Annotated in this window: 20 protein-coding genes; 7 read left to right on the forward strand and 13 right to left on the reverse strand. The window is 64.2% G+C overall.

The window, feature by feature from the left end; all coding sequences use genetic code 11:
• Nucleotides 1–25: 25 nt before the first annotated feature.
• Genes rfbD through rfbB form a run of 4 tightly spaced genes read right to left on the reverse strand, consistent with a single transcriptional unit; the run spans nt 26 to nt 3,427 of the window.
• The gene (rfbD, locus tag AC5O77_RS06305) at nt 26–919 is read right to left on the reverse strand and encodes a dTDP-4-dehydrorhamnose reductase (RefSeq protein ID WP_478058127.1); all 894 of its coding nucleotides are present in this window, start codon (nt 917–919) and stop codon (nt 26–28) included.
• On the reverse strand, nt 916–1,473 hold the full coding sequence (rfbC, locus tag AC5O77_RS06310) for a dTDP-4-dehydrorhamnose 3,5-epimerase (RefSeq protein ID WP_478058126.1): 558 nt from the start codon (nt 1,471–1,473) through the stop codon (nt 916–918). The genes rfbD and rfbC overlap by 4 nt, the downstream gene beginning before the upstream one ends.
• Nucleotides 1,470–2,357, reverse strand: coding sequence for a glucose-1-phosphate thymidylyltransferase RfbA (rfbA, locus tag AC5O77_RS06315; protein ID WP_153856245.1), 888 nt, complete (start codon nt 2,355–2,357; stop codon nt 1,470–1,472). The genes rfbC and rfbA overlap by 4 nt, the downstream gene beginning before the upstream one ends.
• Nucleotides 2,358–2,371: 14 nt before the next feature.
• A complete protein-coding gene (gene rfbB, locus AC5O77_RS06320) occupies nt 2,372–3,427 on the reverse strand; it encodes a dTDP-glucose 4,6-dehydratase (protein ID WP_478058125.1) in 1,056 nt (351 codons plus the stop codon).
• Between the two features lie 265 nt (nt 3,428–3,692).
• Between rfbB and AC5O77_RS06325 the strand changes: the two genes are divergently transcribed.
• The 7 genes from AC5O77_RS06325 (at nt 3,693) to AC5O77_RS06355 (ending at nt 10,766) form a co-directional block, all read left to right on the forward strand.
• A complete protein-coding gene (locus AC5O77_RS06325; RefSeq protein WP_189720542.1) occupies nt 3,693–4,439 on the forward strand; it encodes an electron transfer flavoprotein subunit beta/FixA family protein in 747 nt (248 codons plus the stop codon).
• On the forward strand, nt 4,439–5,377 hold the full coding sequence (locus AC5O77_RS06330; protein ID WP_478058124.1) for an electron transfer flavoprotein subunit alpha/FixB family protein: 939 nt from the start codon (nt 4,439–4,441) through the stop codon (nt 5,375–5,377). The genes AC5O77_RS06325 and AC5O77_RS06330 overlap by 1 nt, the downstream gene beginning before the upstream one ends.
• A gap of 21 nt (nt 5,378–5,398) precedes the next feature.
• The gene (locus tag AC5O77_RS06335) at nt 5,399–6,409 is read left to right on the forward strand and encodes a glycosyltransferase family 2 protein (protein WP_478058123.1); all 1,011 of its coding nucleotides are present in this window, start codon (nt 5,399–5,401) and stop codon (nt 6,407–6,409) included.
• Nucleotides 6,393–7,160 carry a GNAT family N-acetyltransferase gene (locus tag AC5O77_RS06340; protein ID WP_478058122.1) on the forward strand — a complete coding sequence of 256 codons (768 nt, stop codon included), beginning with the start codon at nt 6,393–6,395 and terminating at the stop codon, nt 7,158–7,160. The genes AC5O77_RS06335 and AC5O77_RS06340 overlap by 17 nt, the downstream gene beginning before the upstream one ends.
• Nucleotides 7,157–7,522: an EamA family transporter gene (locus AC5O77_RS06345; protein ID WP_116863423.1), complete on the forward strand. Its 366-nt coding sequence runs from the start codon at nt 7,157–7,159 to the stop codon at nt 7,520–7,522. Before AC5O77_RS06340 ends, AC5O77_RS06345 begins: the two co-directional genes overlap by 4 nt.
• Before the next feature lie 32 nt (nt 7,523–7,554).
• The gene (gene rffA, locus AC5O77_RS06350) at nt 7,555–8,688 is read left to right on the forward strand and encodes a dTDP-4-amino-4,6-dideoxygalactose transaminase (protein ID WP_478058121.1); all 1,134 of its coding nucleotides are present in this window, start codon (nt 7,555–7,557) and stop codon (nt 8,686–8,688) included.
• 107 nt (nt 8,689–8,795) lie between these two features.
• Nucleotides 8,796–10,766 (forward strand): hypothetical protein, encoded by a 1,971-nt coding sequence (locus AC5O77_RS06355; protein ID WP_478058120.1) that lies wholly within the window; start codon nt 8,796–8,798, stop codon nt 10,764–10,766.
• Nucleotides 10,767–10,807: 41 nt separating this feature from the next.
• On the opposite strand, the gene AC5O77_RS06360 is transcribed toward AC5O77_RS06355, so the two are convergent.
• The 9 genes from AC5O77_RS06360 to AC5O77_RS06400 all read right to left on the reverse strand — a co-directional run bounded on the left by AC5O77_RS06360 (nt 10,808) and on the right by AC5O77_RS06400 (nt 21,651).
• On the reverse strand, nt 10,808–11,860 hold the full coding sequence (locus AC5O77_RS06360) for a glycosyltransferase family protein (RefSeq protein ID WP_478058119.1): 1,053 nt from the start codon (nt 11,858–11,860) through the stop codon (nt 10,808–10,810).
• Nucleotides 11,857–14,607, reverse strand: coding sequence for a glycosyltransferase (locus AC5O77_RS06365; RefSeq protein WP_329811403.1), 2,751 nt, complete (start codon nt 14,605–14,607; stop codon nt 11,857–11,859). Before AC5O77_RS06365 ends, AC5O77_RS06360 begins: the two co-directional genes overlap by 4 nt.
• A 27-nt stretch (nt 14,608–14,634) precedes the next feature.
• The gene (locus tag AC5O77_RS06370; protein ID WP_478058118.1) at nt 14,635–15,672 is read right to left on the reverse strand and encodes a class I SAM-dependent methyltransferase; all 1,038 of its coding nucleotides are present in this window, start codon (nt 15,670–15,672) and stop codon (nt 14,635–14,637) included.
• An 11-nt stretch (nt 15,673–15,683) separates the two neighbouring features.
• Nucleotides 15,684–16,265: a CatB-related O-acetyltransferase gene (locus AC5O77_RS06375; RefSeq protein ID WP_329811401.1), complete on the reverse strand. Its 582-nt coding sequence runs from the start codon at nt 16,263–16,265 to the stop codon at nt 15,684–15,686.
• The gene (locus AC5O77_RS06380) at nt 16,262–17,620 is read right to left on the reverse strand and encodes an ABC transporter ATP-binding protein (protein WP_329811400.1); all 1,359 of its coding nucleotides are present in this window, start codon (nt 17,618–17,620) and stop codon (nt 16,262–16,264) included. Before AC5O77_RS06380 ends, AC5O77_RS06375 begins: the two co-directional genes overlap by 4 nt.
• Nucleotides 17,610–18,440 (reverse strand): ABC transporter permease, encoded by an 831-nt coding sequence (locus AC5O77_RS06385; protein ID WP_153856231.1) that lies wholly within the window; start codon nt 18,438–18,440, stop codon nt 17,610–17,612. Before AC5O77_RS06385 ends, AC5O77_RS06380 begins: the two co-directional genes overlap by 11 nt.
• Complete coding sequence (locus AC5O77_RS06390) at nt 18,437–19,621, reverse strand: cystathionine gamma-synthase (RefSeq protein ID WP_478058117.1); 1,185 nt, start codon at nt 19,619–19,621, stop codon at nt 18,437–18,439. Before AC5O77_RS06390 ends, AC5O77_RS06385 begins: the two co-directional genes overlap by 4 nt.
• A 123-nt stretch (nt 19,622–19,744) precedes the next feature.
• Nucleotides 19,745–21,115 (reverse strand): pyridoxal-phosphate dependent enzyme, encoded by a 1,371-nt coding sequence (locus AC5O77_RS06395; protein WP_032127973.1) that lies wholly within the window; start codon nt 21,113–21,115, stop codon nt 19,745–19,747.
• 299 nt (nt 21,116–21,414) lie between these two features.
• On the reverse strand, nt 21,415–21,651 hold the full coding sequence (locus tag AC5O77_RS06400) for an HP1242/YdcH family protein (RefSeq protein WP_004154075.1): 237 nt from the start codon (nt 21,649–21,651) through the stop codon (nt 21,415–21,417).
• Nucleotides 21,652–21,779 lie beyond the last annotated feature (128 nt).

Below are 21,779 nucleotides of genomic sequence, written 5' to 3' on the forward strand. Positions count from 1 at the left end.
GTCGGTCGGCACGTCGCCTACCGGGTCAGGCAATCTCCGCCATCACCCGCTTCAGCCCGTCCTGCCAGGTCGGCAGCACGATGCCGAAATCCTGCTGCAGCTTGCGGTTGTCCAGCACCGACCAGGCCGGGCGATTGGCCGGGGTCGGGTACTCGGAACTGGGAATCGCCTCGACGGTCGGCACCTTCGCCAACACGCCGGTCGCCAGCGCTTGGGCGAAGATCGCCTCGGCGAACCCATGCCAACTGGTCTGGCCGCTGGCCGTCAGATGCCAGGTGCCGGACAGCTGCCCCGGATGCTGCAGCGCCTGCGCAGTGACATCAGCGATCAGCGCAGCCGGTGTCGGCGTGCCGATCTGATCGGCTACCACACGCAACTGGTCGCGCTCGGCGCCCACCCGCAGCATCGTGCGCAGGAAATTGGCGCCATGCGAGGCGTATACCCACGCCGTGCGGAAGATCAGATGACGACCGCCGGCAGCGCGCACGGCCTCTTCGCCATCACGCTTGCTGGTGCCATACACACCCAGCGGCGCGGTCGGCTCGTCCTCGCGGTACGGCGTGGTGCCCTGGCCATCGAACACGTAGTCGGTGGAGTAATGCACGAAGGGCACGCCGTGCGCCGCACACCAGCGCGCGATCACGCCCGGCGCCTGCGCGTTGGCAGCGAAGGCCGCATCGACGTCCTGTTCGGCGCGGTCCACCGCTGTGTAGGCGGCCGCATTGACCACCACCGATGGCTGCAGCCGATCCAGCAATGCCGGCAGACTGTCGGGCTGGCCGAAATCGGCGGTTTCGCAGGCACTTCCGTCGGGCAGTTGCCCGCTGCGGGTAGTTGCGACCACCTTGCCCAGCGGCGCCAGCGCGCGCAGCAGCTCCTGGCCGACCTGGCCATTGCCGCCGAACACCAGCACCGTCACGGGATGTAGACCGGCAGGCGGTCTTCGGCAATGTCCTTCAGGAAGGGCGCGGTGTCGTCCTTGGCCGACAGGGTCGGCGCACTGATCGGCCAATCCACTGCGATATCGCCATCGTTCCAGCGGATACCCGCATCCGCCTCCTTGACGTAGACATCGGTGCACAGGTAGCTGAACAGCGCACGTTCGGAGAGCACGGCAAACCCATGCGCGAAGCCTTCCGGAATCCAGAACTGCTTCCTGTTTTCCGCACTCAGCACCACCGCTTCCCACTGGCCGAAGGTCGGCGATCCGCGACGGATGTCCACGGCCACGTCATAGACCTCGCCCTCCAGCACGCTGACCAGCTTGCCCTGTGGGCGCGGCCACTGGTAATGCAGGCCACGCAGCACGCCCTTTGCGGACGTCGATACGTTGCTCTGCACGAAGCGGTCCGGCAAGCCCAGCGCAGCGAAGCGCTCTGCATTCCAGGTTTCGAAGAAATAGCCACGCGCATCGCCAAACACGGCTGGCTCGATGATCTTGCAGCCGGCAAGCTTGGTTTCAATCACTTTCACGGAACGACTCCACGCAGCGCGAGTTTATGCAGGTACTGGCCGTAGCCATTCTTGATCAGCGGTGCAGCCAGCGCTTCCAGCTGTTCGGCGTTGATCCAGCCCTTGCCGAAGGCAATTTCTTCCGGGCAGCACACCTGCAGGCCCTGGCGGGTCTGGATGGTCTCGATGAAGTTGGAGGCTTCCAGCAGCGACTGGTGGGTGCCCGTATCCAGCCAAGCATAGCCACGGCCAAGTGCTTCCAGGTGCAGGTTGCCCTCGGCCAGGTAGCGCTTGTTGAGATCGGTGATCTCCAGTTCGCCACGCGGCGACGGCTTCAGTTCAGCCGCGTAATCGCTGGCGTTGCCGTCGTAGAAATACAGGCCGGTCACCGCATAGTTCGAGCGCGGGTTCGCCGGCTTCTCCACCAGGTCGATGACCTTGCCGCTCGTGTCGAACTCGGCCACGCCGTAACGCTCCGGGTCGTTCACCCAGTAGCCGAATACGGTCGCACCGTCCACGCGCTCATCGGCACGCTTGAGCACCTCGCGCAGGCCGTGGCCGTGGAAGATGTTGTCGCCCAGCACCAGGCAGCTCGGCTTGCCGGCGACGAAGTCGCGACCGATCAGGTAGGCCTGGGCCAGGCCATCCGGACTCGGCTGCACCGCGTACTGGATGTCCATGCCCCACTGCGAACCATCACCCAGCAGCTGCTGGAACAGCGCCTGCTCGTGCGGGGTATTGATGATGAGCACTTCACGGATGCCCGCCAGCATCAGCACGCTGAGCGGGTAGTAGATCATCGGCTTGTCGTACACCGGCAGCAGCTGTTTGCTGACGCCTTTGGTGATCGGATACAGCCGGGTGCCGGAGCCACCGGCGAGGATGATGCCCTTGCGCTGCGTCATGTTGTCTCCCGGGTTCAGGCCGTGGTGCCGATGCGCTGCAGTCGGTAGCTGCCGTCGAGCACGCCGTTGACCCATTCCTGGTTGTCCAGGTACCAGTCGACGGTGAAGCTGATGCCCTGCTCGAACGTATAGGCCGGCTCCCAGCCCAGGTCGTTCTTCAGCTTGGAAGCATCGATCGCATAACGGCGGTCATGACCGGGGCGATCGGTGACGTAGGTGATCTGGCTGCTGCGCGGCTGGCCATCTTCGCGCGGACGACGCTCATCCAGCAGCGCGCAGATGGCCTGCACCACTTCGATGTTCTGCTTTTCCGAATTGCCGCCGACGTTGTAGGTCTCGCCGACCTGGCCCTTGGCCAGCACGGTACGGATCGCTTCGCAGTGATCGGACACGAACAGCCAGTCGCGCACCTGCTTGCCATCGCCGTACACCGGCAGCGGCTCGCCAGCCAGCGCCTTGGCGATCACCAGCGGGATCAGCTTCTCGGGGAAGTGGTACGGGCCGTAATTGTTCGAACAGTTGGTGGTCAGCACCGGCAGCCCATAGGTGTGGTGGAACGCACGCACGAGGTGGTCCGAGGCCGCCTTCGATGCCGAGTACGGCGAATTGGGCGCGTACTGGGTGGTCTCGCTGAACTTGCCTGTCTCGCCCAGGGTGCCGTACACCTCGTCGGTGGACACGTGCAGGAAGCGGAATGCCGCGCTTTGTTCGGCCGGCAGCGCCTTCCAGTAGTCCCGCACCGCTTCCAGCAGGCCCAGGGTACCCACCACGTTGGTCTGGATGAACGCGCCAGGGCCGTCGATGGAGCGGTCCACATGGCTTTCGGCGGCGAAGTTCAGCACCGCATCCGGCTGGTGTTCGGCCAGCAGGCGGGCGACCAGGGAGCTGTCGCCGATGTCGCCCTGGACGAACAGGTGATTCGGGTTGCCGTCAAGGCTGGACAGTGTCTTCAGATTTCCGGCGTAGGTCAGCACATCGAGATTGATGACCTTGACGCCGCGCGCGACGGCCTCGAGAACGAAGTTACCGCCAATGAATCCGGCGCCGCCGGTTACAAGCCATGTGGGCACTACCTGTTCTCCTGATCGTGATTCGTGGGACGGGGCCTTCATGGCCACGACAATGCAACGTTGAAGGATACAACGGGCCTCCGGTAACACGCGATCACACAAGTGAACTCAGGCCGACTGCATTGCTGCGCCGCAGCAGCCAATGCCGGTCACCATACGCATTCGCATGGTCCCCCCAAGCCAGCTAGAATCGGGGTCCCACCCCCGAGCCGGTTGCTGTTGCAGGACCGGACGTTCTCCCTGTTACTGAAGGACCCCGTACCAGATGAAAATCCTCGTCGCGTACAAGCGCGTGGTGGACTACAACGTCCGCATTCAGGTCAAGCCGGACGGTTCCGGCGTGGTCACCGACGGCGTCAAGCTGTCCCCCAACCCCTTCGATGAAATCGCTCTCGAAGAAGCCCTGCGCCTGCGCGACAAGGGCATCGCCAGCGAAGTCGTGGTTGCCACCATCGCCCCGGCCGACGCCCAGGCGCACCTGCGCAACGGCCTGGCCATGGGCGCCAACCGCGCCGTTCATGTGGTCACCGACCAGGCCATCCAGCCGCTGACCGCGTCGCGCACCCTGCTCAAGCTGATCGAAAAGGAACAGCCGGACCTGGTGATCCTTGGCAAGCAGGCCATTGATGACGATGCCAACCAGACCGGCCAGATGCTGGCCACGCTGTGGGGCCGCCCGCAGGCGACCTTCGCCAGCAAGCTCGAAATTGCCGATGGCAAGGCCACGGTGACCCGTGAAGTCGACGCCGGCCTGGAAACGCTGGAAGTGGATCTGCCGGCCGTGGTCACCACCGACCTGCGCCTGAACGAACCGCGCTTCATCAAGCTGCCGGACATCATGAAGGCCAAGGCCAAGCCGCTGGAGACCCTGCAGCTGGCCGACCTCGGCGTTGAAGCCGCCGACACCTTCAAGACCACCCAGTACGCCGCGCCGTCCAAGCGCAGCAAGGGTGTGATGGTCAAGGACGCGGCCGAACTGGTTGCCGCACTCAAGCAGAAGGGGTTGCTGTAATGAGCAGGATTCTCGTCATCGCCGAGCACCACGACGGCAAGCTCAACGCCGCCACCGCCAAGACCGTCAGTGCCGCCGCCGCCATCAGCGGTGCCAGCATCGACGTGCTGGTGCTGGCCGCCGATCCGGCCGCTGTCGCCGCTGAAACCGCGAAGATCGCTGGGGTCGCCAAGGTCCTGACCGTCGCCAACGCGGCCAACGCGCAGGCCATCGCCCAGGTGCTGGCGCCGCAGATCGCACAGCTGGCCAAGGGCTACACCCACGTATTCGGCCCGTCGACCACCTTCGGCAAGGACCTGATGCCGTGCGTGGCCGCCCTGCTCGGCGTCAACCAGGTCTCCGACCTGATGAGCGTTGAAGGCAGCCACACCTTCAAGCGCCCGATCTACGCTGGCAACGCGATCATCACCGTGGAAGCGCCGGCCGACCAGATCGTGGTCGCCACCGTGCGTGCCGCCTCGTGGCCGGAAGCCGCCCAGGGTGGCAGCGCCGTCGTTGAAGCGGCGAGCGTCGATGCTGCCCTGCCGACCCACACCCGCTTCGTCGGTCTCGCCGCCGGTGCCAGTGACCGCCCGGACCTGCAGAGCGCCAAGCGCGTGGTCTCCGGCGGCCGTGGTGTCGGTTCGGAAGAGAACTTCAAGGTCATCTTCCAGCTGGCCGACAAGCTCGGTGCCGCCGTCGGTGCCTCGCGTGCGGCGGTCGATGCCGGCTACGTGCCCAGCGACCTGCAGGTCGGCCAGACCGGCAAGATCATCGCCCCGGAGCTTTATGTGGCGGTGGGCATCAGCGGCGCGATCCAGCACCTGACCGGCATCAAGGATGCCGGCACGATTGTCGCGATCAACAAGGACGGCGATGCGCCGATCTTCGAGATTGCCGATATCGGCCTGGTGGGGGATCTGTTTGCGATCCTGCCGGAGCTGGAAGCAGCACTTTGAATCTGGACTCCGGCTTCCATCATGGGTGAGTACGCCATGCGCGCTGAGGCAGGCAATCAGAATCCCCCGGACAGTGGCCCCACCCCCGACGTTTCGGTGGTGGTGCCCGTGTACGGTTGTGAAGGCTGCCTTGAACAGCTTTCCGAACGTGTTGCCGATGCGATCTCGGGCATGGGCCTGACGCACGAACTGATCCTCGTGGACGACCAGGGTCCGGATCAGTCCTGGCAGCGGATCTGCGAACTCGGGAAGCTGTCTTCCCGGGTTCGCGGCCTGCGCCTGTCCCGCAATTTCGGACAGCATGTGGCAATCAGTGCCGGGCTGCAGTACGCCCAGGGCAGCCGTGTCATTGTCATGGATTGCGACCTACAGGATGTCCCCGAGGAAATTCCCTCGCTGCTGGCAGGCCTGGAAGGTGACAACGAGATCGTGCTGGGCCAGCGGGTGGAACGCCAGGACACTTGGCTGAAGCGGAGCGGTTCCAGTGCCTTCTACAAGACACTGGGATGGCTGACCGATACCGACTACGATCCTTCGACGGCCAATTTCGGTGCCTACAGCCGCAAGGCTGTTGATGCCATGAATGCGATGCCTGAGACGGATCGCTTCCTCCCGCTGATGGCCCGCTGGACTGGTTTTAAAACCCTGCGCGTACCGGTGTCGCATGGTCGTCGTACGGAAGGCAAGAGTGGCTACACGCTGCGCAAGCTCCTGCAGATGGCGACCCGGATCGCGCTGTCGTTCTCCGACAAGCCCCTGCGACTGGTCATGACGGCGGCATTTGCACTGGCCGCCATCGGTGCGGGCATCGCACTTCTGGCGGTCTACCGTTACTGGGCCGGTGACATCAGGGTGGCGGGCTTCACCAGCATCCTCGCTTCAATCTGGCTGGTGGGCAGCTTCATCATGGGCAGCCTGGGAGTGGTCGGCCTCTACATCGGCCGCATCCACAGCGAATCGAAGCGCCGTCCCCAGTTCATCATCTGGCAAGACACGTGGCAGGGCACGCATTCGAATGTCTCTGAAGATTGATTTTTCCCCGGTCGACAGTGCGCGTTTCGGCATCCGTGTCGAGCGCGGTAGTTTCAATCCGCAATCTCCTCTTGCCGAGGTGGTTGACTGCATCGCCACGTCATCGGCCGATCTGCTGATCATCCGCGTACCTGCAGGGCGGACCGATATCGCCCTGGCGCTGCAGCGGGCGGGCGAGACGGTCATTGCCGCCGATACACTGGTTTACCACGGCATTGACCTCACCCCGGAATCGGGCGAGTGGTCTCCCTCGGTGCGACGCGCGACCCCGGCAGATCGTCCGGCCATCATCGACATCGCCACGGCAGGCTTCCAGGGCTACCGGTCGCATTATTCCGCCAACCCGCTGATACCTCCCGCGCTGATCCTGGAAGGCTACGTCGAATGGGCCCACAGCCGCCTGCAACCGCAGGATGAGCGCCAATCCACCTGGGTCGTGTCCGATGGACAGGCCATAGCCGGATTCGCAACCTGCGACATCAAGGACGGCGTCGCCGATATCCTGCTCAACTCGGTTCATCCGCGGTTTGAACGCCGTGGACATTACGGCCGCCTGCTCCGCCACGTCATGCGTCATCATGCCGACCTGGGCAACCAACGCCTGGTCATTTCCACGCAGATATGGAACTACACCGTGCAGCGCCAATGGGCCCGTGCGGGTCTGTTGATCGACTGCGCATTCGACACCTACCACATAGATCGCCGCATGCAACGCGCCTCGATGCATTCCCTCGGTGAGGGCACACGATGAGCTACCTCTTCATTGCCCTCACGATCGTACTCACCGTCTACGGCCAGCTGATCCTGAAATGGCAGGTCGGCATCCACGGCCATCTGCTCGCAGCACCACTGCAGCCCTTGAACCTGGTGCAGCTGCTGCTCAAGCCCTGGGTCATTTCCGCTTTTGCGGCGGCCTTCGGCGCGTCCCTGTGCTGGATGGCCGCCATCAGCAAGATGCCGATCAGCCGGGCCTACCCGTACATGGCGATCAACTTCTTCCTGGTCGCGCTGTTTGCCAGCGTGATATTCCGGGAGCAGCTGGACGGATACAAGATCGCCGGAACGCTGATCATAATGCTGGGCGTGGTCGTGCTGTCACGATCGGTCGCCTGAAACCACTCCAACGCCCGCTGCGAGGCACTCTTTTGATTCCCTTCAACAAGCCCTTCATGACAGGGCGCGAGCTCTGGCACATCGCGCAGGCGCACGCCAACGGTCATCTGTCCGGCGATGGTCAATTCACCAAACGCAGTCACGCCTGGCTGGAGCAGCGCACGGGTGCCCAGCGCGCACTTCTGACCCACAGCTGCACGGCAGCCCTGGAGATGGCGGCATTGCTGCTCGACCTGCAGCCCGGCGACGAAGTGATCATGCCGTCCTACACCTTCGTTTCCACCGCCAACGCGTTTGTTCTGCGTGGTGCGGTCCCGGTGTTCGTCGACATCCGTGAAGACACGTTGAACCTGGATGAACGCCTGGTCGAAGCAGCGATCACCCCACGCACCCGGGCCATCTGCGCAGTCCACTATGCGGGCGTCGCATGTGAGATGGATACCCTGGTCGACATCGCTGCACGTCATGGGCTGGCGCTTGTCGAAGATGCTGCCCAGGCCATCATGTCCAGCTACAAGGGGCGGCCACTGGGCACCATCGGGGAGCTGGGTGCCTTCAGCTTCCATGAGACCAAGAACATCATCTCGGGGGAAGGCGGTGCTCTTCTCTGTCGTGACGCTGAGTTTGGCGAGCGCGCCGAGATCCTGCGCGAGAAGGGCACGAATCGCAGCCGCTTCTTCCGCGGGCAGGTCGATAAGTACACCTGGGTCGATGTTGGCTCATCGTTCCTTCCCGGTGAGATCACCGCGGCGTTCCTCTGCGCGCAGATAGAGGAAGCAGACCAGATCACCGCGCGTCGACTGGCAATCTGGGAGCGGTATCAGCAGTGGGCGGCTCCGCATGAGGCCGCAGGCCACCTGCGTCGGCCGATCGTGCCGGACGACTGCCAGCACAACGCGCATATGTTCTACATGCTGCTCCCGGACCTCGATTCCCGCACGCGATTCATAAGCGAAATGAAGGCCCGCGGCGTGCAGACCGTGTTCCATTACATCCCGCTGCATTCCGCCCCGGCTGGACTGCAGGCAGGGCGTGCACACGGCGATCTGCGCAACACCAACGAGCTCAGTGAGCGGCTGGTCCGCATGCCGTTGTGGATCGGCGTTGAGGATCATCTCGATGCGATCTTCGCGGCCGCCGATGAAGTCCTGGGCATGGCAGAATGACAAGCGCCTCCCAACCGGTCGCCGGATTGCTCCATCAGTGTTCCAGCTGGTGGCAGGGGTTGGCTCGGTTCCGTAGAGGCCAACTAATCGTTCTGGTCATCGCCGCGTTGCTGGTCGTGCTGGCGGGCTCCCGCCAGTACAGCAATGCCGAGCTCACGCTCGACGTGGAACTGCCGGCTGCCGGCTCATTGCAGGTCTTCTTCGACCAGGGCAGTGGTTTCTCCGAGGCCGGGTCAGTGACGCGGGAGCTGCCCGCAGGCAGCTCGCATCTGCAGCTGGAGCTCCCACCGGGACGTACGTTCGCGCTTCGCCTGGACCCTCCCACCAGCGCGTCGACCGTCGCTATACGCGATGTGCGGATCGAGGGCTCAATGCCCTCGGCTGCGACCCTGCTTGTCCCGACCCATCTGAACGAGCTCGTTCCCATCGAAGCGCTAGGCCAGGATGGGCGCTACCAGGTGCTGCCAGGTGCTGGCGACCCGCAACTGGTGGTGGCACTTCCCACGCCTGCGGAAAGTGCATCGCGCTTGCAGCATCGACTTGCCCGGCTGGCCTGGGTCGGCCTTGGCCTTTGTCTTGCGATTGCGATGGGCCTGCAGATGGCTCATACCGGTGGCTATGCATGGCCATCACTGATCTGCGCATCGCTGGTGCTCGCGCTCGCAGGGTTTGCCACCCTCTCCCCCTCTGTCAGCCCTGACGAGGACCTGCATGAGGCGGGCGCACGTTATTTCAACAGTCATTGGCTGCCGCCGGCACTTGATTCGCCGGAGATGCTGCCCTCGTACCAGGCGAGTCCCTACGGCGTCAGCTATCTCGCCGAATGGAACGTGACGTATTTGTTCGCAGGCAAAGCGAGCAACGTCGCAGCGCAGGCTGGTCTGACCGAACGTCAGGGATTCAGGCTCTACCAGGCATCGATATTGCTATTACTGATCGCAGCCGTTTTCCTGCTGCGCCTCTCTCCGTTCACTCTCGTACCGGTCCTGGTCACGCCGCAGGCGTGGTATGTCTTTTCGTACATGAACGGCGATGCGCTGCCTCTGGCCGCCGCAAGCCTTGCTGCAGGCATTGCGTTGACACGCGAGAGTCCGCTGCGCAGCTACCTGCTGGGTGAGCGCCACGCCGAGCGGGTGGTGATCGTGCACGCCCTGCTGTTCGCGCTGTGCCTGGGTCTGCTTGTCATCTCCAAGCGGAACTATTGGCCAGTCGCGGTCTTCATCGCCACCACGCTGGCATCAGCCGGATTGCGACTGCCCGTCCGCTCGTCGCTCGCCATGGCGATCGTCTGCACGTCGGGAATTCTGTGGGCGGCCGCAGGACACGCACTTCATCAGGCTTACGGACTCGGCTGGCTCCTGGCCGTCCTGTCCGCCACTTCGGTGATGATCCTGACTTACGACGGCTGGAGACTTGTCCGCAGCCGGATGCTGGCGCCTGCCTACCGCCTCGGCGCGCTGTTTGCGCTGGCTCTGGCATTGGCAGCTCCATGGATCGCGGTGGATGTCCTGCGCAACGGCAGTGGCTCGCAGAAGGCGGAGCTGGTCGATCATCTACGTGAAGTCCATGCAGCTCCCGGTTTCAAACCCAGCGACGCGGCACCGTCCCCCGGCCTTCGCATGTACGAACAGGGCTATACGCTCCCGCAGATGCTCCAGCCTCCCCTGCTATGGCAGGTGGCCACGGCCAAAAGCCTGTTCGGCGTCTACGGCTACATGCAGTACTACGCTCCACTGGCCTACTACCAGGCGATCTGGGGACTGACTACGCTGCTGGTGCTTCTGGCGCTATGCACTGCAGCGACGTCGCAGCCGCTGCAACTGGGACGCAGCCAGCTCCTGCTGGCTGCCGGCGCGGCGGTCAGCCTGCTGGGCGCGTCCCTGCTGCACAGCTGGACCTATGATTTCCAGGCACAAGGCAGGTACGTGCTCGGCATCTGTGTACTGCTCGGCGCCCAACTCTCACACCTGAGACCAGGCTCGCAACTCGAGCGACTGGCACATCATGCCGTGGCTGCAGCCGTGGTACTGGGCGCCTGTTCGTTTCTGTGGATCGCAATGCCGAACCTGACGTCTTGATCCAAGGCGCCACCTGCGGATCTCCCGCAGCTGGCGTCACGTCAGGCAGTGATGCGCAACCAACGCCGTTCAACCGCCTCGACAAAACGCCGTTCACCAACGCAATGCTGGATACGTTGCCGGATCGGCTCCAGGATGGCCCTGCTGTCGACCACCTGCTGCAGGACATCCAGCCATGCCGCTTCGTCGTTGTCGACCAGCAAGCACTCATCGGCTGCCCCGGCACTGTAAGCAGGGACGTCCGACGCAAGCGTAGGCACGCCGATCGCCGCGTAATCAAGCACCTTGATGCCGCTCTTTGCCCGGTTGAACGTGGTGGCCATCAACGGTGCCAGGCCGAGGTCAAATGGGCCTTGGCCGACGAACCAGCGCACGAACGCGGGATAGGATGCTCCTACATGAGCTGGCGGCGACTGCACATCGACCCAGTCAGGCAGTGCTACCGACGCCGCATTCACCCCGATCAGGGTCAACGAAAAGCTGCCAGGGCGCGATGCCTGCAGACGACCCAGCACCCTCTGCAGGAATGCGTAGTCCTCGTCGTGGGTCCTTGTACCCATGTACACCAGTTTCAACTTCGGCATTGGTTGCACTGTCGTGCGCGGGGCACCCCATAGGTCCGGATCCAGGGCGTTTGGCATGAAAACGGCGTTACCGCCGGCAGACCGGATTTCAGATACCAGTATCTCCGTCGAGCACCAGACTTCATCAGCCACGTCGATCGACGCACGCACGGCGCTGATCAGCTTTGCGTATGCATCGCGCTCGGGGTGCTCATCCATCGCCAACAGGTTGTCGTCGATGTCATAGATCAGCCGCGCGCCGATCCTTCTGGCCAGTACGGCCATCAGCTCGATCCGGTCGGCGTCCTCGATCGCTCCCCGGTTCCACAGGATGGCGTGCGGTTTGAATGCAGCGATCTCTTCCGGCATCAGGTAGCGGACATCGGCAGCGAAGCGCTCGGTGAACGCGTGCAGGCGGATGCTCGCGCACGGCGACATCACCGTGCCGTAGCGCTCGGGGATCACTGCAATCCGCAGGGCGTACTGCGAGCGCAGCGCAGGACGCCGCTCCGTGCCGAATCGCTGTTTCATGCGGTTTCCTTTTCGTACAGACCTTCCAGCCACGTCACCAGCGCATGTACCGCATCGGCCGCAGTCGCGTCATGGGCCAGCATCAGTGCATTGGGGACGCCTTCCAGCCGCTCGGTGAACGCACCGAGGCGGTTGGCGGCAATCGGCCGGCCATCGCGCAGGGCGTGCGACAGGGTGTAGGAATAGGTTTCCGGGGCCTGGGAAAGGAACAGGAACGCATCGGGGTCGTGCGCCTCGATCAGCTCGTCCAGGTCCTGCTCCGCATAGGGACCGCTCCAGCTGAATCCCGGGTTCCTGGGCATGTCCGTCTGTGGATAGCCGATCACGTGGAACGCGAGCGGTGCACGCACACGTCGCGCTTCCTCGGCAATGGCCAGCAGGTGATTCAGCCCCTTGTGCGCGGCCATCACACCCAGCAGCAGCACCCGGTACGGCCGCGCGCCTCGCCCAAGCCGGCCCGGATTCGTGTCGATGCTCGACTCGTGGTACACGGCCTGCACGGGAATGCCGGTGTAGCGCTGCATGCGCTGCGCCGCATCCCGGCTCGGTGCGAACACGGCCTGCGCACCCAGCAGCGGCCACTGGTTGTTGGCGCGCCAGTTGCGGATGTCCGCCGCGCCGTTGGACGGGCGCTCGGCGATGCAACTGTCACAGCCGTTTTCACCAGGCTCGCCGCAGTAGTTGCCGGTAGCATCGGTCAGGGTGATCTGCGGACAGATCGCATAGTTGTCATGCACGTGGAAGCTGTAGGGCAGCCCGGTCAGCGCCACCGCGCGACGCACCGACGGGCCAAACCCGACCAGATGGTGGATCTGCAGCGTCCCGGTGCCCAGTGCCTGCAGCATCCCGGCCAGCTCGTCGGGCGTGCGGTAGCGGAACAGGAACTCGAAGCCATCGAAGTCCGATGCATGGCTGACGTTGACCAGCCCCGACCCGTTGTTGTCCTCCATCGGCCGTACGATCACCACTTCGCCGGTTTCGGCCAGCGAGGCACGCATGGCCTGCACGGCACGCTCGGTGCCTCCGCCCCAGGTGTGGGTCAACAGCACCGAGACCGGACGCGCCCTCGCCTTCCAGACCTCCAGGGTCAGCCGCACGCGCGCCGAGAAGCCCGGATCCATCGAACAGAACCGGGCAACCTGCGAACCGTAATCGGGGTAGCGCTCGTCGATGATCTTCTGCGCGATGATCTTGCCGGGCTTGCTGTCGTCGGCGAAGCTCACTTCACCCACGTGTTCGACGAACACGTCCATGGCCAAGCGATGGCGGAAACCGAGACGACCCGAGCGCATGCAGAAGTCGTTCTCCTCGCCGTAGCCCTTGCCGAAAGCCTCGGCATCGAACAGGCCGGCCTTTTCCAGCGCGGCGCGGGAGATCAGCATGCAGAAGCCGACGCCGGTGGGAACATCCACGGCCACACCGGCATTGATGCGGCGGGTCAGGTGGTCCAGCGCCGACGCATCCATCGCCTTCGGCAGCGCGTTGGCGCCCAGCTGGGGATAGCTGCAGATCGTAGCGTTGTTGGAAAGCGCCGTGACCGAGCCGACATTGGCCCCTAGGTGGGCAACCATGCGGTCGACCCAGTCACCGGTCACGATCGTGTCACTGTTGAGCAGGAGAGCACCGATGCTGTCGGCCTGCTGCAGGGCGTGCGCCATGCCGGCATTGACGGTCAGCACGAAGCCCAGGTTCTGCGGGTTCTCGGCCAGGCGTACCGACGGCTCGCGGCTGGCCAGCTCACGCAGGTAGGCGGTCACTTCCGGCTCGGGCGAGCAGTCGTTGTAGATGTGCAGCCGGGTACGGCTGCGGTTGTGTGAGCGCAGCACCGAATCGATGCAGTTGCGCGTCTCTTCCAGGCCGCGGTAGACCGGCAGGACGATGTCAACCACGCCGTCCTGGAGCGGCGCGTCGGCAGGCGCCACGGGCGCGGCAAGATCGGACAGCGAGAAGGGGCGCTTGCCCAGCTCGCGACCACCGCGGCGCCCCACCGCCAGGTAGTGCGCCAGCGCGTTCATGCCAGTCAGCGCAACATCCGGATTCTGGTCCATATACTGTCGCGCGTTGAATTCGGGTCCCGGGCTGCGTCCTTCCGCCGCGCCATGCGCGAAGAAATGTGCGAACGGGTCGTTGCCTCCCACATCCGGATAGGTTTCCAGATACCACGCCGGCGCGAAGTACGGATTGGGCAGGCGCCCTTCGGGAATGCCGTCGTAGAGGAAATGCACCAACGGATTGGCGCCGCTGTCGCGCACGTCCGGGTACTGGTTGAGGTACCAGTCCTGGTCGAACAACGGGTGTGGCGTTCCCGAGTTGTGGTAATCCACCAGGTACTGGCCGAGCACCGGCCGCAGGCCGCTGGACGACGGTGCGGTGCGCCGGCAGTAGCGCGGATCGAACCACGGGCTGGGTGCCAGGCCGAGGCGGTCGCCGATGCAGATGTACTGCATCAGGGCATCAAGCGGGGACGCCCTGAGGCCGAAACGTGCGCAGTACCAGGCCGGGTCGAACAGCGGGCTCGGTGACTTCCCTTCGGCATCGCCAAAGGACAGGAAGTGGCCGGGGCCTTCGGCGGCCGCCCCGGGCGAACGCAGGATGAAACGCGCATACCAGTGCCAGTCACAGCACCCCGCCCGACGGGCAACCAGCAGCTTCAGGCGATCGGGAACCGGTGCGAACCAGTTGATGGACAGCACCTTTGCCGCCACCCGCTTGAGGCCACGCTTGAGTAGGGTCTTGTCGATGGACATGTAGATGCCTTGCGGGATCCTGTTTGTTCAGCGGCCAAGGGCACGGCGCCACCACGGGCGCACGAGGAGATTGAGTTTCCGGTCCTGCTCGTCCAGGCGCGGGATCACCGACGCCACCACATTGGCGACCGAGGCTTCACGGGAATGGTCCAGCGCCTGGCGCGTCTCGCTCATCCCTTCGATGACGCGACGCTCCAGCAGTGACAGGCCCTGGGCCAGGCTCGGCAACTGCGACTCCACTATCGCGTAATGCTCCTCGGTGGCGTCGCTGCTCTTTTCCAGCAGCGCGCGCAGGCGTGCTTCCTCGGCGTTGAGCCGCCCGATCTCGCCATGGGCGGCGGTCAGGCCCTGGTTCACCCGTTCGATCTCTTCCACGTTCTTGATGTTGCGACCCAAGGCATCGAAGAACTGGTTAATGGTAGCGAACTGGCCATCACGAGCAGCCTGGGCGAGTTGCAGCAGTGCCTGCGGCTGCTCCTCGCCCACCAGCAGCACGCCCAGCCCATGGGTGTGGGTGAATTCAAACGACGGGAACTGCGAGGAGATCTCGCTCCAGTACTGCCACACGCCAAATCCGCGCTCGCGCACGCAACTGTCGTGGAACAACACCACTGCGCGCGGCGACAGCTTGCTGCGCCACGTCTCGAAGTCTTCGCGGACGGCTTCGTAGGTATGCAGACCGTCCACATGCAGGACGTCGACCGATCCATCCGCGAAGTACTCCAGCGCCTGGTCGAAGCGCATCCGCATCATCTCGGAAATGCCCGCGTAGTGGCGCTGCTGGTAATCGCGGAGCTCGGCATAGATTTCATTGCCGTAGAAACCGGCATGCTCGTCGCCTTCCCAGGTATCCACCGCGAACACCCGCGTACTGACCTGCTGGGTTTCCACCGCTTGACAGAAGGCAAGGAACGAGGCGCCGTTGTGCGTACCCAGCTCCACGATGCTCTTTGGCCGCACCACTTCCACCAGCCAGCTGGCGAAGGGAATGTGCCCGAGCCACGCGCTGTGCGGGAGCTTGCGGGGCATCATCAGCATGTTCGACGACAACGGGAAATCGATCATCTCAGTCTCTATCACGTGAACGACGCCGCAGCGTCCGGGTCGGCCAGCGCGGCCGTAATGAATGCGTCGATGCTGGGGCTGCACAGCAGCGATTCGAACTGCTTGATCCGCTCCACCGGCCAGTTCCACCAAGCTATCTGCAGCAACTGCTCGATCTGCGCCTCACTGAAGCGCATGCGCACAACACGGCCGGGGTTGCCCGCGACGATGGCGTAGGGCGGGATGTCCCTGCTGACCACAGCACCGGCCCCGATGCAGGCGCCGTGGCCCACCGTCACTCCGGAGAGAACCAGTGCGCCATGGCCAATCCACACATCGTTGCCGATTCGGGTCACGCCCTTGCTATGCGGATGCCCGTCTTGGCCCGCGCCCGGCGAATTGAACGCGATGCGCAACGGATGGGTGGTGACCCAGTCCATGCGGTGCTCGCCGCCACCGAAGATCAGCACGTCTTCTGCGAAGGAACAGAACGCACCCACTTCGATGCGCTCGCCTGCGCTCCACAGCTTGAACGTAGCACCGCCGTAGGTGAAGCGGCCGATGCTGACGCGCGTGTCGTCGGTGGTCAGCGGCGGAATAAAGCCATGGTTCATTCCGCCCTCCCTACCCGCTTCATGGTGACCTCATCGAAGGGAATGCCCACCAGGCCATAACGCAGCTTGGGCGAAGCGACCCTGATCAGCACAGCGTCATGCAGCCACGCGTGCTGGGTATTGGCAAACGGATCACCGTCGGCAATGGAAACGGTCATCGAGTAATCGCCGTTGGGCAGCATCGGCAACGTGAAGCGGAAACTGGCCTCAAGCGTCGTACCGGCCTCGACCTGCATCGGCGGCTGGATGTAGGTGAAGGTGTGCTCACCGAACAGCGATTGACCCAGCCGGTCCTTCACGAAGAAACCGATCAACGGACTGGACAGCGCCTGGTGTGCAGTGGCGCGCACACGCAGAAGCACATCCTCGCCACCAGCGAACGAGGTGAGGGTTTCGCCCTGCGGATCGCTGAGCAGCACCGAATCGATGCTGGCGACACCGGAATGCCAGCCAGCCGAATTGGCCACGTTGTCGAACATTTCCAGGCGCGTGTCTTGCTCCACCTGGGCCTTGGGCCGCGGCTTGGCCGACGCCGCATCACGCGATGCCTGGCGCGAGGTCAGCTTCACCGTGTCGCCGTACACCTCCTGCGAACAGTACTCGATGTAGGCGTTGCAGGTGTCTTCGGCAGTACCGTGCATGACCATGTCGCCACGGTTGAGCCACACCGCGCTCTGGCAGAAATTGAGCACCGAGGAGGTGTCATGGCTGACGAACAGCAGCGTGCCAGTTTCGCGGAACTTGCGCAGGAAGCGCATGCACTTCTGCACGAAGATGGCATCGCCCACGGCCAGCGCTTCGTCGATGACCAGGATGTCCGCATCGACGTGCGCGATGACCGCGAACGCCAGTCGCACGTACATGCCGCTGGAGTAGGTCTTCACCGGCCGGTCGACGAAATTGCCGATGTCAGCGAAGGCGATAATGTCGTCGAACCGGGCGTCGATCTGCTCGCGCGTCAGGCCGAGGATCGAGGCGCTCAGGTAGACGTTCTCGCGCCCGCTGAACTCCGGGTTGAACCCCGCGCCGAGCTCCAGCAGGGCCGCCACGCGCCCCTTGACCTCGACCGTTCCAGAGGTGGCCTGCAGGGTGCCGCAGATGATCTGCAGCAGCGTGGACTTGCCCGACCCGTTGCGGCCGATGATGCCGACCGTGTCACCGCGTCTCACTTCGAAATCGACGCCCTTCAGCGCCCAGAATTCATCGTAGTAACGGCGCGGCGCAAGGCCCGCGGCTCGACGCAGGCGCGGCAGCACGGCCTGCTTCAGCCGCTGGTGCGGCTGGCCATAGATCTGGAAACACTTGGTGACGCCGCTGACCCGGATGGCGACATCGCTGGAGGGATCAGAGGACATCCGCAAACCCCCGGCGCATTTTCTGGAACGTCGCAAAACCGAACCACGCGACAAGCGCAGCGCCTACTGCGTACTTGCCCAGCCCGATGAAGTCCGGGACATGACCCCACAGCAGGACCTCACGTGCCTGTTCGATGATGAACGTGAGCGGGTTGAGATAGATGTACGGCTGCAGCGTCTCCGGCAGGGCCTGCACCGGATAAAGCACCGGTGCCATGAACAGCATCACCGTGGTGACGATGCCGGTGACCTGGCCGATGTCACGCAGGTAGACACCCAGTGCCGCCAGCAGCCAGGACACACCCATGGTGCCGACCACCAGCGGGAGGATCACCACCGGCAGCCACAGTGCGGTCAGCGGGATCGAGCCGCGCAGGAGCAGCTGGGCGATCAGCAGGACCACCACCGAAACCATCGAATGGAACAGGGTGGCACCCATCGCGACCCACGGCAGGGTCTCCAGCGGGAACACGACGCGCTTCACGTAGCTGGCACTGTTGAGTATCAGCCCCGGGGCACGGTTGATGCACTCGGCGAACACGCCGTGGACGATGATGCCGACGAACAGGATTACGGCGAAATCACCATGGTTGCTGGTTTCCACGCCCCAGCGCGCCTTGAACACCACCGAGAAAACGAAGGTGTAGACCGCCAGCATCAACAATGGATTGAAGAAGGACCACGCCAGCCCGAAGACCGAACCTCGATACCGGCTGATGACCTCACGCTGGGTCAACTGCCAGATCAGCATGCGATTGGAGACCAAGCTGCGGACGAGCGCACCCGGCGAACTGCCGAACTCGGCTTGGATGCCGCTCATTCCGCGGCGCCCGCCAGCGCCCTTTCCAGATCCACCTGCAGATCCCCCAACTCCTCCACACCCACGCTCAGCCTTACCAGCGCATCACTGATGCCCAGCTGCTCCCGCCGCGCGACCGGGATCGAGGCATGCGTCATCACCGCCGGGTGGTTGACCAGGCTTTCCACGCCGCCCAGCGACTCGGCCAGAGTGAACAGTTCGGTCTTCTCGCAGAAGCGCTTGGCCGCCTCGAAACCGCCCTTGAGCACGATCGAAACGATGCCGCCGTAACCGGCCATCTGCTTGCCGGCCAGCTCATGCTGCGGGTGCGAGGCCAGGCCCGGGTAGATCACTTTTTCCACGGCCGGGTGCTTCTCCAGCCACTGTGCCAGGGCCAGCGCATTGGCGCAGTGTGCCTTCATGCGCAGCGGCAGGGTCTTCAGGCCACGCAGGGCCAGGAAGCTGTCGAACGGGCCCTGCACGCCACCCACCGAGTTCTGCAGGAAGGCCATCTGCTCGGCCAGTTCGGCGTTGTCGCCGACCACGACCATGCCGCCGACCATGTCCGAGTGGCCATTGAGATACTTGGTGGCCGAATGCAGGACCAGGTCAGCGCCCAGCTCCAGCGGGCGCTGCAGCATCGGCGAGGCGAAGGTGTTGTCGACGACGACGATCAGGCCATGGCGCTTGGCGATGGCAGCGACCGCAGCGATGTCGACGATCTTCAGCATCGGGTTGGTCGGGGTCTCGATCCACACCATCTTCGTCTTCGGCGTGATGGAGGCCTCGAACGCGGCCAGATCGGTCAGGTCGACGAAGCTGAAATCCAGCCCGGCGGTGCGGCGACGCACGCGCTCGAACAGACGGAAGCTGCCGCCGTAGATATCGTCCATTGCCACCACATGGCTGCCGGCGTCCAGCAGCTCGATCACGGTCGAGCTGGCCGCCATGCCCGAAGCGAAGGCAAAGCCGCGGGTGCCCCCTTCCAGCGACGCCACGCAACGCTCATAGGCGAAGCGGGTCGGGTTGTGGGTGCGCGAGTACTCGAAGCCCTGATGCTCGCCCGGGCTGGACTGGGCGTAGGTCGAGGTGGCGTAGATCGGCGGCATCACCGCGCCGGTGCTGGGGTCGGGCGACTGGCCACCGTGGATGGCCAGGGTAGCCAGGGCCAGGGCGCGATCCTGGGAAGTTGCGTTGGACATGTTCTTTCCTGAGGGGCGCCGACGCACGGCGCCATCGAAGGTGCGGAAGTCTACCAGCGCGGCCTTAACGACCTTTGACGCGGATAAACCAGGATTCAGTAGCTAACGTCTGCGATCAGCGGCTTACTGCACGCGACGACGCAGATAGTTCAGCAGGTCGATACGGGTGATCAGGCCCAGGAAAGTGTCGCCGTCCATCACGATCGCCACCTGGCCGCGGTCGAACACCGGCAGCAGCGCCTCGATCGGCGACTTCACGTCCAGCCGGTCCAGCTTGCTGACCATCGCGGTGGCGACGGTGTCGCGGAAGCGTGCCTCATCGCCATACACGTGCAGCAACACGTCGCTTTCGTCGACGATGCCGACCAGCTGCTCGCCGTCCATCACCGGCAGCTGCGATACGTCGTACAGCTTCATGCGCTGGTAGGCGGTGGTCAGCAGGTCGTTCGGGCCGATCACCACGGTGTCGCGCTGGCCGTACGGGCGCAGGATCAGGTCGCGCAGGTCGCCATGCTGCGGGCGCTGCAGGAAACCGTTGTCCAACATCCAGTAGTCGTTGTACATCTTCGACAGGTACTTGTTGCCGGTATCCGGCACCAGCACCAGCACCTTCTTCGGCGTGGTCTGCTCCTTGCAGTACTTCAGGCCGGCGGCCAGCAGGGTGCCGGTGGACGACCCCCCCAGGATGCCTTCCTTGCCCAGCAGTTCGCGTGCGGTGTGGAAGCTCTCGGCATCGCTGATGGCATAAGCCTTCTTGACGCGGCTGAAATCGGAGATCGAAGGCAGGAAGTCCTCGCCGATGCCTTCCACCAGCCAGCTGCCCGATTTGTCGTTCAGATTGCCGTCGTTGATGTACTCGGCCAGGATCGAACCGACCGGATCGGCCAGCACCAGTTCGGTCTTCGGCGACAGCTTGGCGAAGGCACGCGACAGGCCGGTCATGGTGCCGGAACTGCCACAGCCGAACACGATCGCGTCGAGGTCACCGCCCATCTGTTCGAGGATTTCCGGGCCGGTACCGAATTCATGCGCGGCCGGATTGTCCGGGTTGCCGAACTGGTTGATGAAGTAGGCGCCCGGGGTCTGCTCGGCGATGGTCTTGGCCAGGTCCTGGTAGTACTCCGGATGGCCCTTGGCCACGTCAGAGCGGGTCAGGCGCACTTCGGCGCCCATCGCCTTCAGATTGAAGATCTTTTCCCGGCTCATCTTGTCGGGAACGACCAGAATGAGCTTATAGCCCTTCTGCTGGGCCACCAGCGCCAGGCCCAGGCCGGTGTTGCCAGCCGTGCCCTCGACCAGGGTGGCACCGGGCTTCAGGTCGCCGCGCTTTTCCGCCGCCTCGATCATCGACAGGCCGATGCGATCCTTGATCGATCCGCCCGGGTTGGCGCTCTCCAGCTTCAGGTAGAGCTCGCAGACGCCGGTGTCCAGGCGCTGGGCCTTGACGATCGGGGTCTGGCCGATGAGTTCGAGGACGGAAGAATGGATGGGCATTCGGAGGACTTTCGGTTCGCGCCGCACAGGGCCGGACCGATGATTATCCGACGGATGGCGATGAAAGTCAGGTCGGCAGGGCCGCAGCCCGTCCACCGTAAAAAGAGATGCGGACAGCCCCGGATCGACGAGGAGACCGGTACCGCCCGCATCGGTGAGCTGTGCCTGCAGGCCAAGGCACCACGGCCTGTGGTGCCTTGGCGCGGCCGCCTCATCGGCGGTGCCGCGATGCCGGGGCAGGAGCGCCCGGCGGGGCCATCGATGGCCGGGTCACGCCGTTCCGGGCGTGACGGGGTGCGTCAAAGCGTGGGGGACGTCATTGGGAGCGGTGTTTCGTACATCCGCAGAAGTCGTTGCTTGGCCAGCAGCTTCTCGCGCTTCATGCGACCCAGGGTGACATCATCGATCGGGAGTACACCCAACTCCGCGTCCATGCACTTCTTGTTCAACTTGCGGTGCTGGTCATGGAGTGCCCTGAACTCCGGATCACGCGCGCGACGGGCGTCGATCTCGCTCTGGGGCTGATCTTCAAACATGATGGACCTCCTTCGACAGATACACGAACGCCCCGGCCGCAAGGCACGGGGCGTTGTTCATGGAGGAGCGCCGGTCGATGGCCACCTGGACGCCTGCAACGACCTGCGGCACTGGCCTGCGCACGTCG

Source organism: Stenotrophomonas sp. INTA L402-1, assembly GCF_059295135.1.

Bases quoted from the DNA above. Each gene is read 5' to 3' on its own strand.
- rfbA (WP_153856245.1), bottom strand. From the start codon at position 2,357: ATGACGCAGCGCAAGGGCATCATCCTCGCCGGTGGCTCCGGCACCCGG.
- AC5O77_RS06325 (WP_189720542.1), top strand. From the start codon at position 3,693: ATGAAAATCCTCGTCGCGTACAAGCGCGTGGTGGACTACAACGTCCGC.
- AC5O77_RS06330 (WP_478058124.1), top strand. From the start codon at position 4,439: ATGAGCAGGATTCTCGTCATCGCCGAGCACCACGACGGCAAGCTCAAC.
- AC5O77_RS06335 (WP_478058123.1), top strand. From the start codon at position 5,399: ATGGGTGAGTACGCCATGCGCGCTGAGGCAGGCAATCAGAATCCCCCG.
- AC5O77_RS06340 (WP_478058122.1), top strand. From the start codon at position 6,393: ATGTCTCTGAAGATTGATTTTTCCCCGGTCGACAGTGCGCGTTTCGGC.
- AC5O77_RS06345 (WP_116863423.1), top strand. From the start codon at position 7,157: ATGAGCTACCTCTTCATTGCCCTCACGATCGTACTCACCGTCTACGGC.
- AC5O77_RS06360 (WP_478058119.1), bottom strand. From the start codon at position 11,860: ATGAAACAGCGATTCGGCACGGAGCGGCGTCCTGCGCTGCGCTCGCAG.
- AC5O77_RS06365 (WP_329811403.1), bottom strand. From the start codon at position 14,607: ATGTCCATCGACAAGACCCTACTCAAGCGTGGCCTCAAGCGGGTGGCG.
- AC5O77_RS06370 (WP_478058118.1), bottom strand. From the start codon at position 15,672: ATGATCGATTTCCCGTTGTCGTCGAACATGCTGATGATGCCCCGCAAG.
- AC5O77_RS06375 (WP_329811401.1), bottom strand. From the start codon at position 16,265: ATGAACCATGGCTTTATTCCGCCGCTGACCACCGACGACACGCGCGTC.
- AC5O77_RS06380 (WP_329811400.1), bottom strand. From the start codon at position 17,620: ATGTCCTCTGATCCCTCCAGCGATGTCGCCATCCGGGTCAGCGGCGTC.
- AC5O77_RS06385 (WP_153856231.1), bottom strand. From the start codon at position 18,440: ATGAGCGGCATCCAAGCCGAGTTCGGCAGTTCGCCGGGTGCGCTCGTC.
- AC5O77_RS06390 (WP_478058117.1), bottom strand. From the start codon at position 19,621: ATGTCCAACGCAACTTCCCAGGATCGCGCCCTGGCCCTGGCTACCCTG.
- AC5O77_RS06395 (WP_032127973.1), bottom strand. From the start codon at position 21,115: ATGCCCATCCATTCTTCCGTCCTCGAACTCATCGGCCAGACCCCGATC.
- AC5O77_RS06400 (WP_004154075.1), bottom strand. From the start codon at position 21,651: ATGTTTGAAGATCAGCCCCAGAGCGAGATCGACGCCCGTCGCGCGCGT.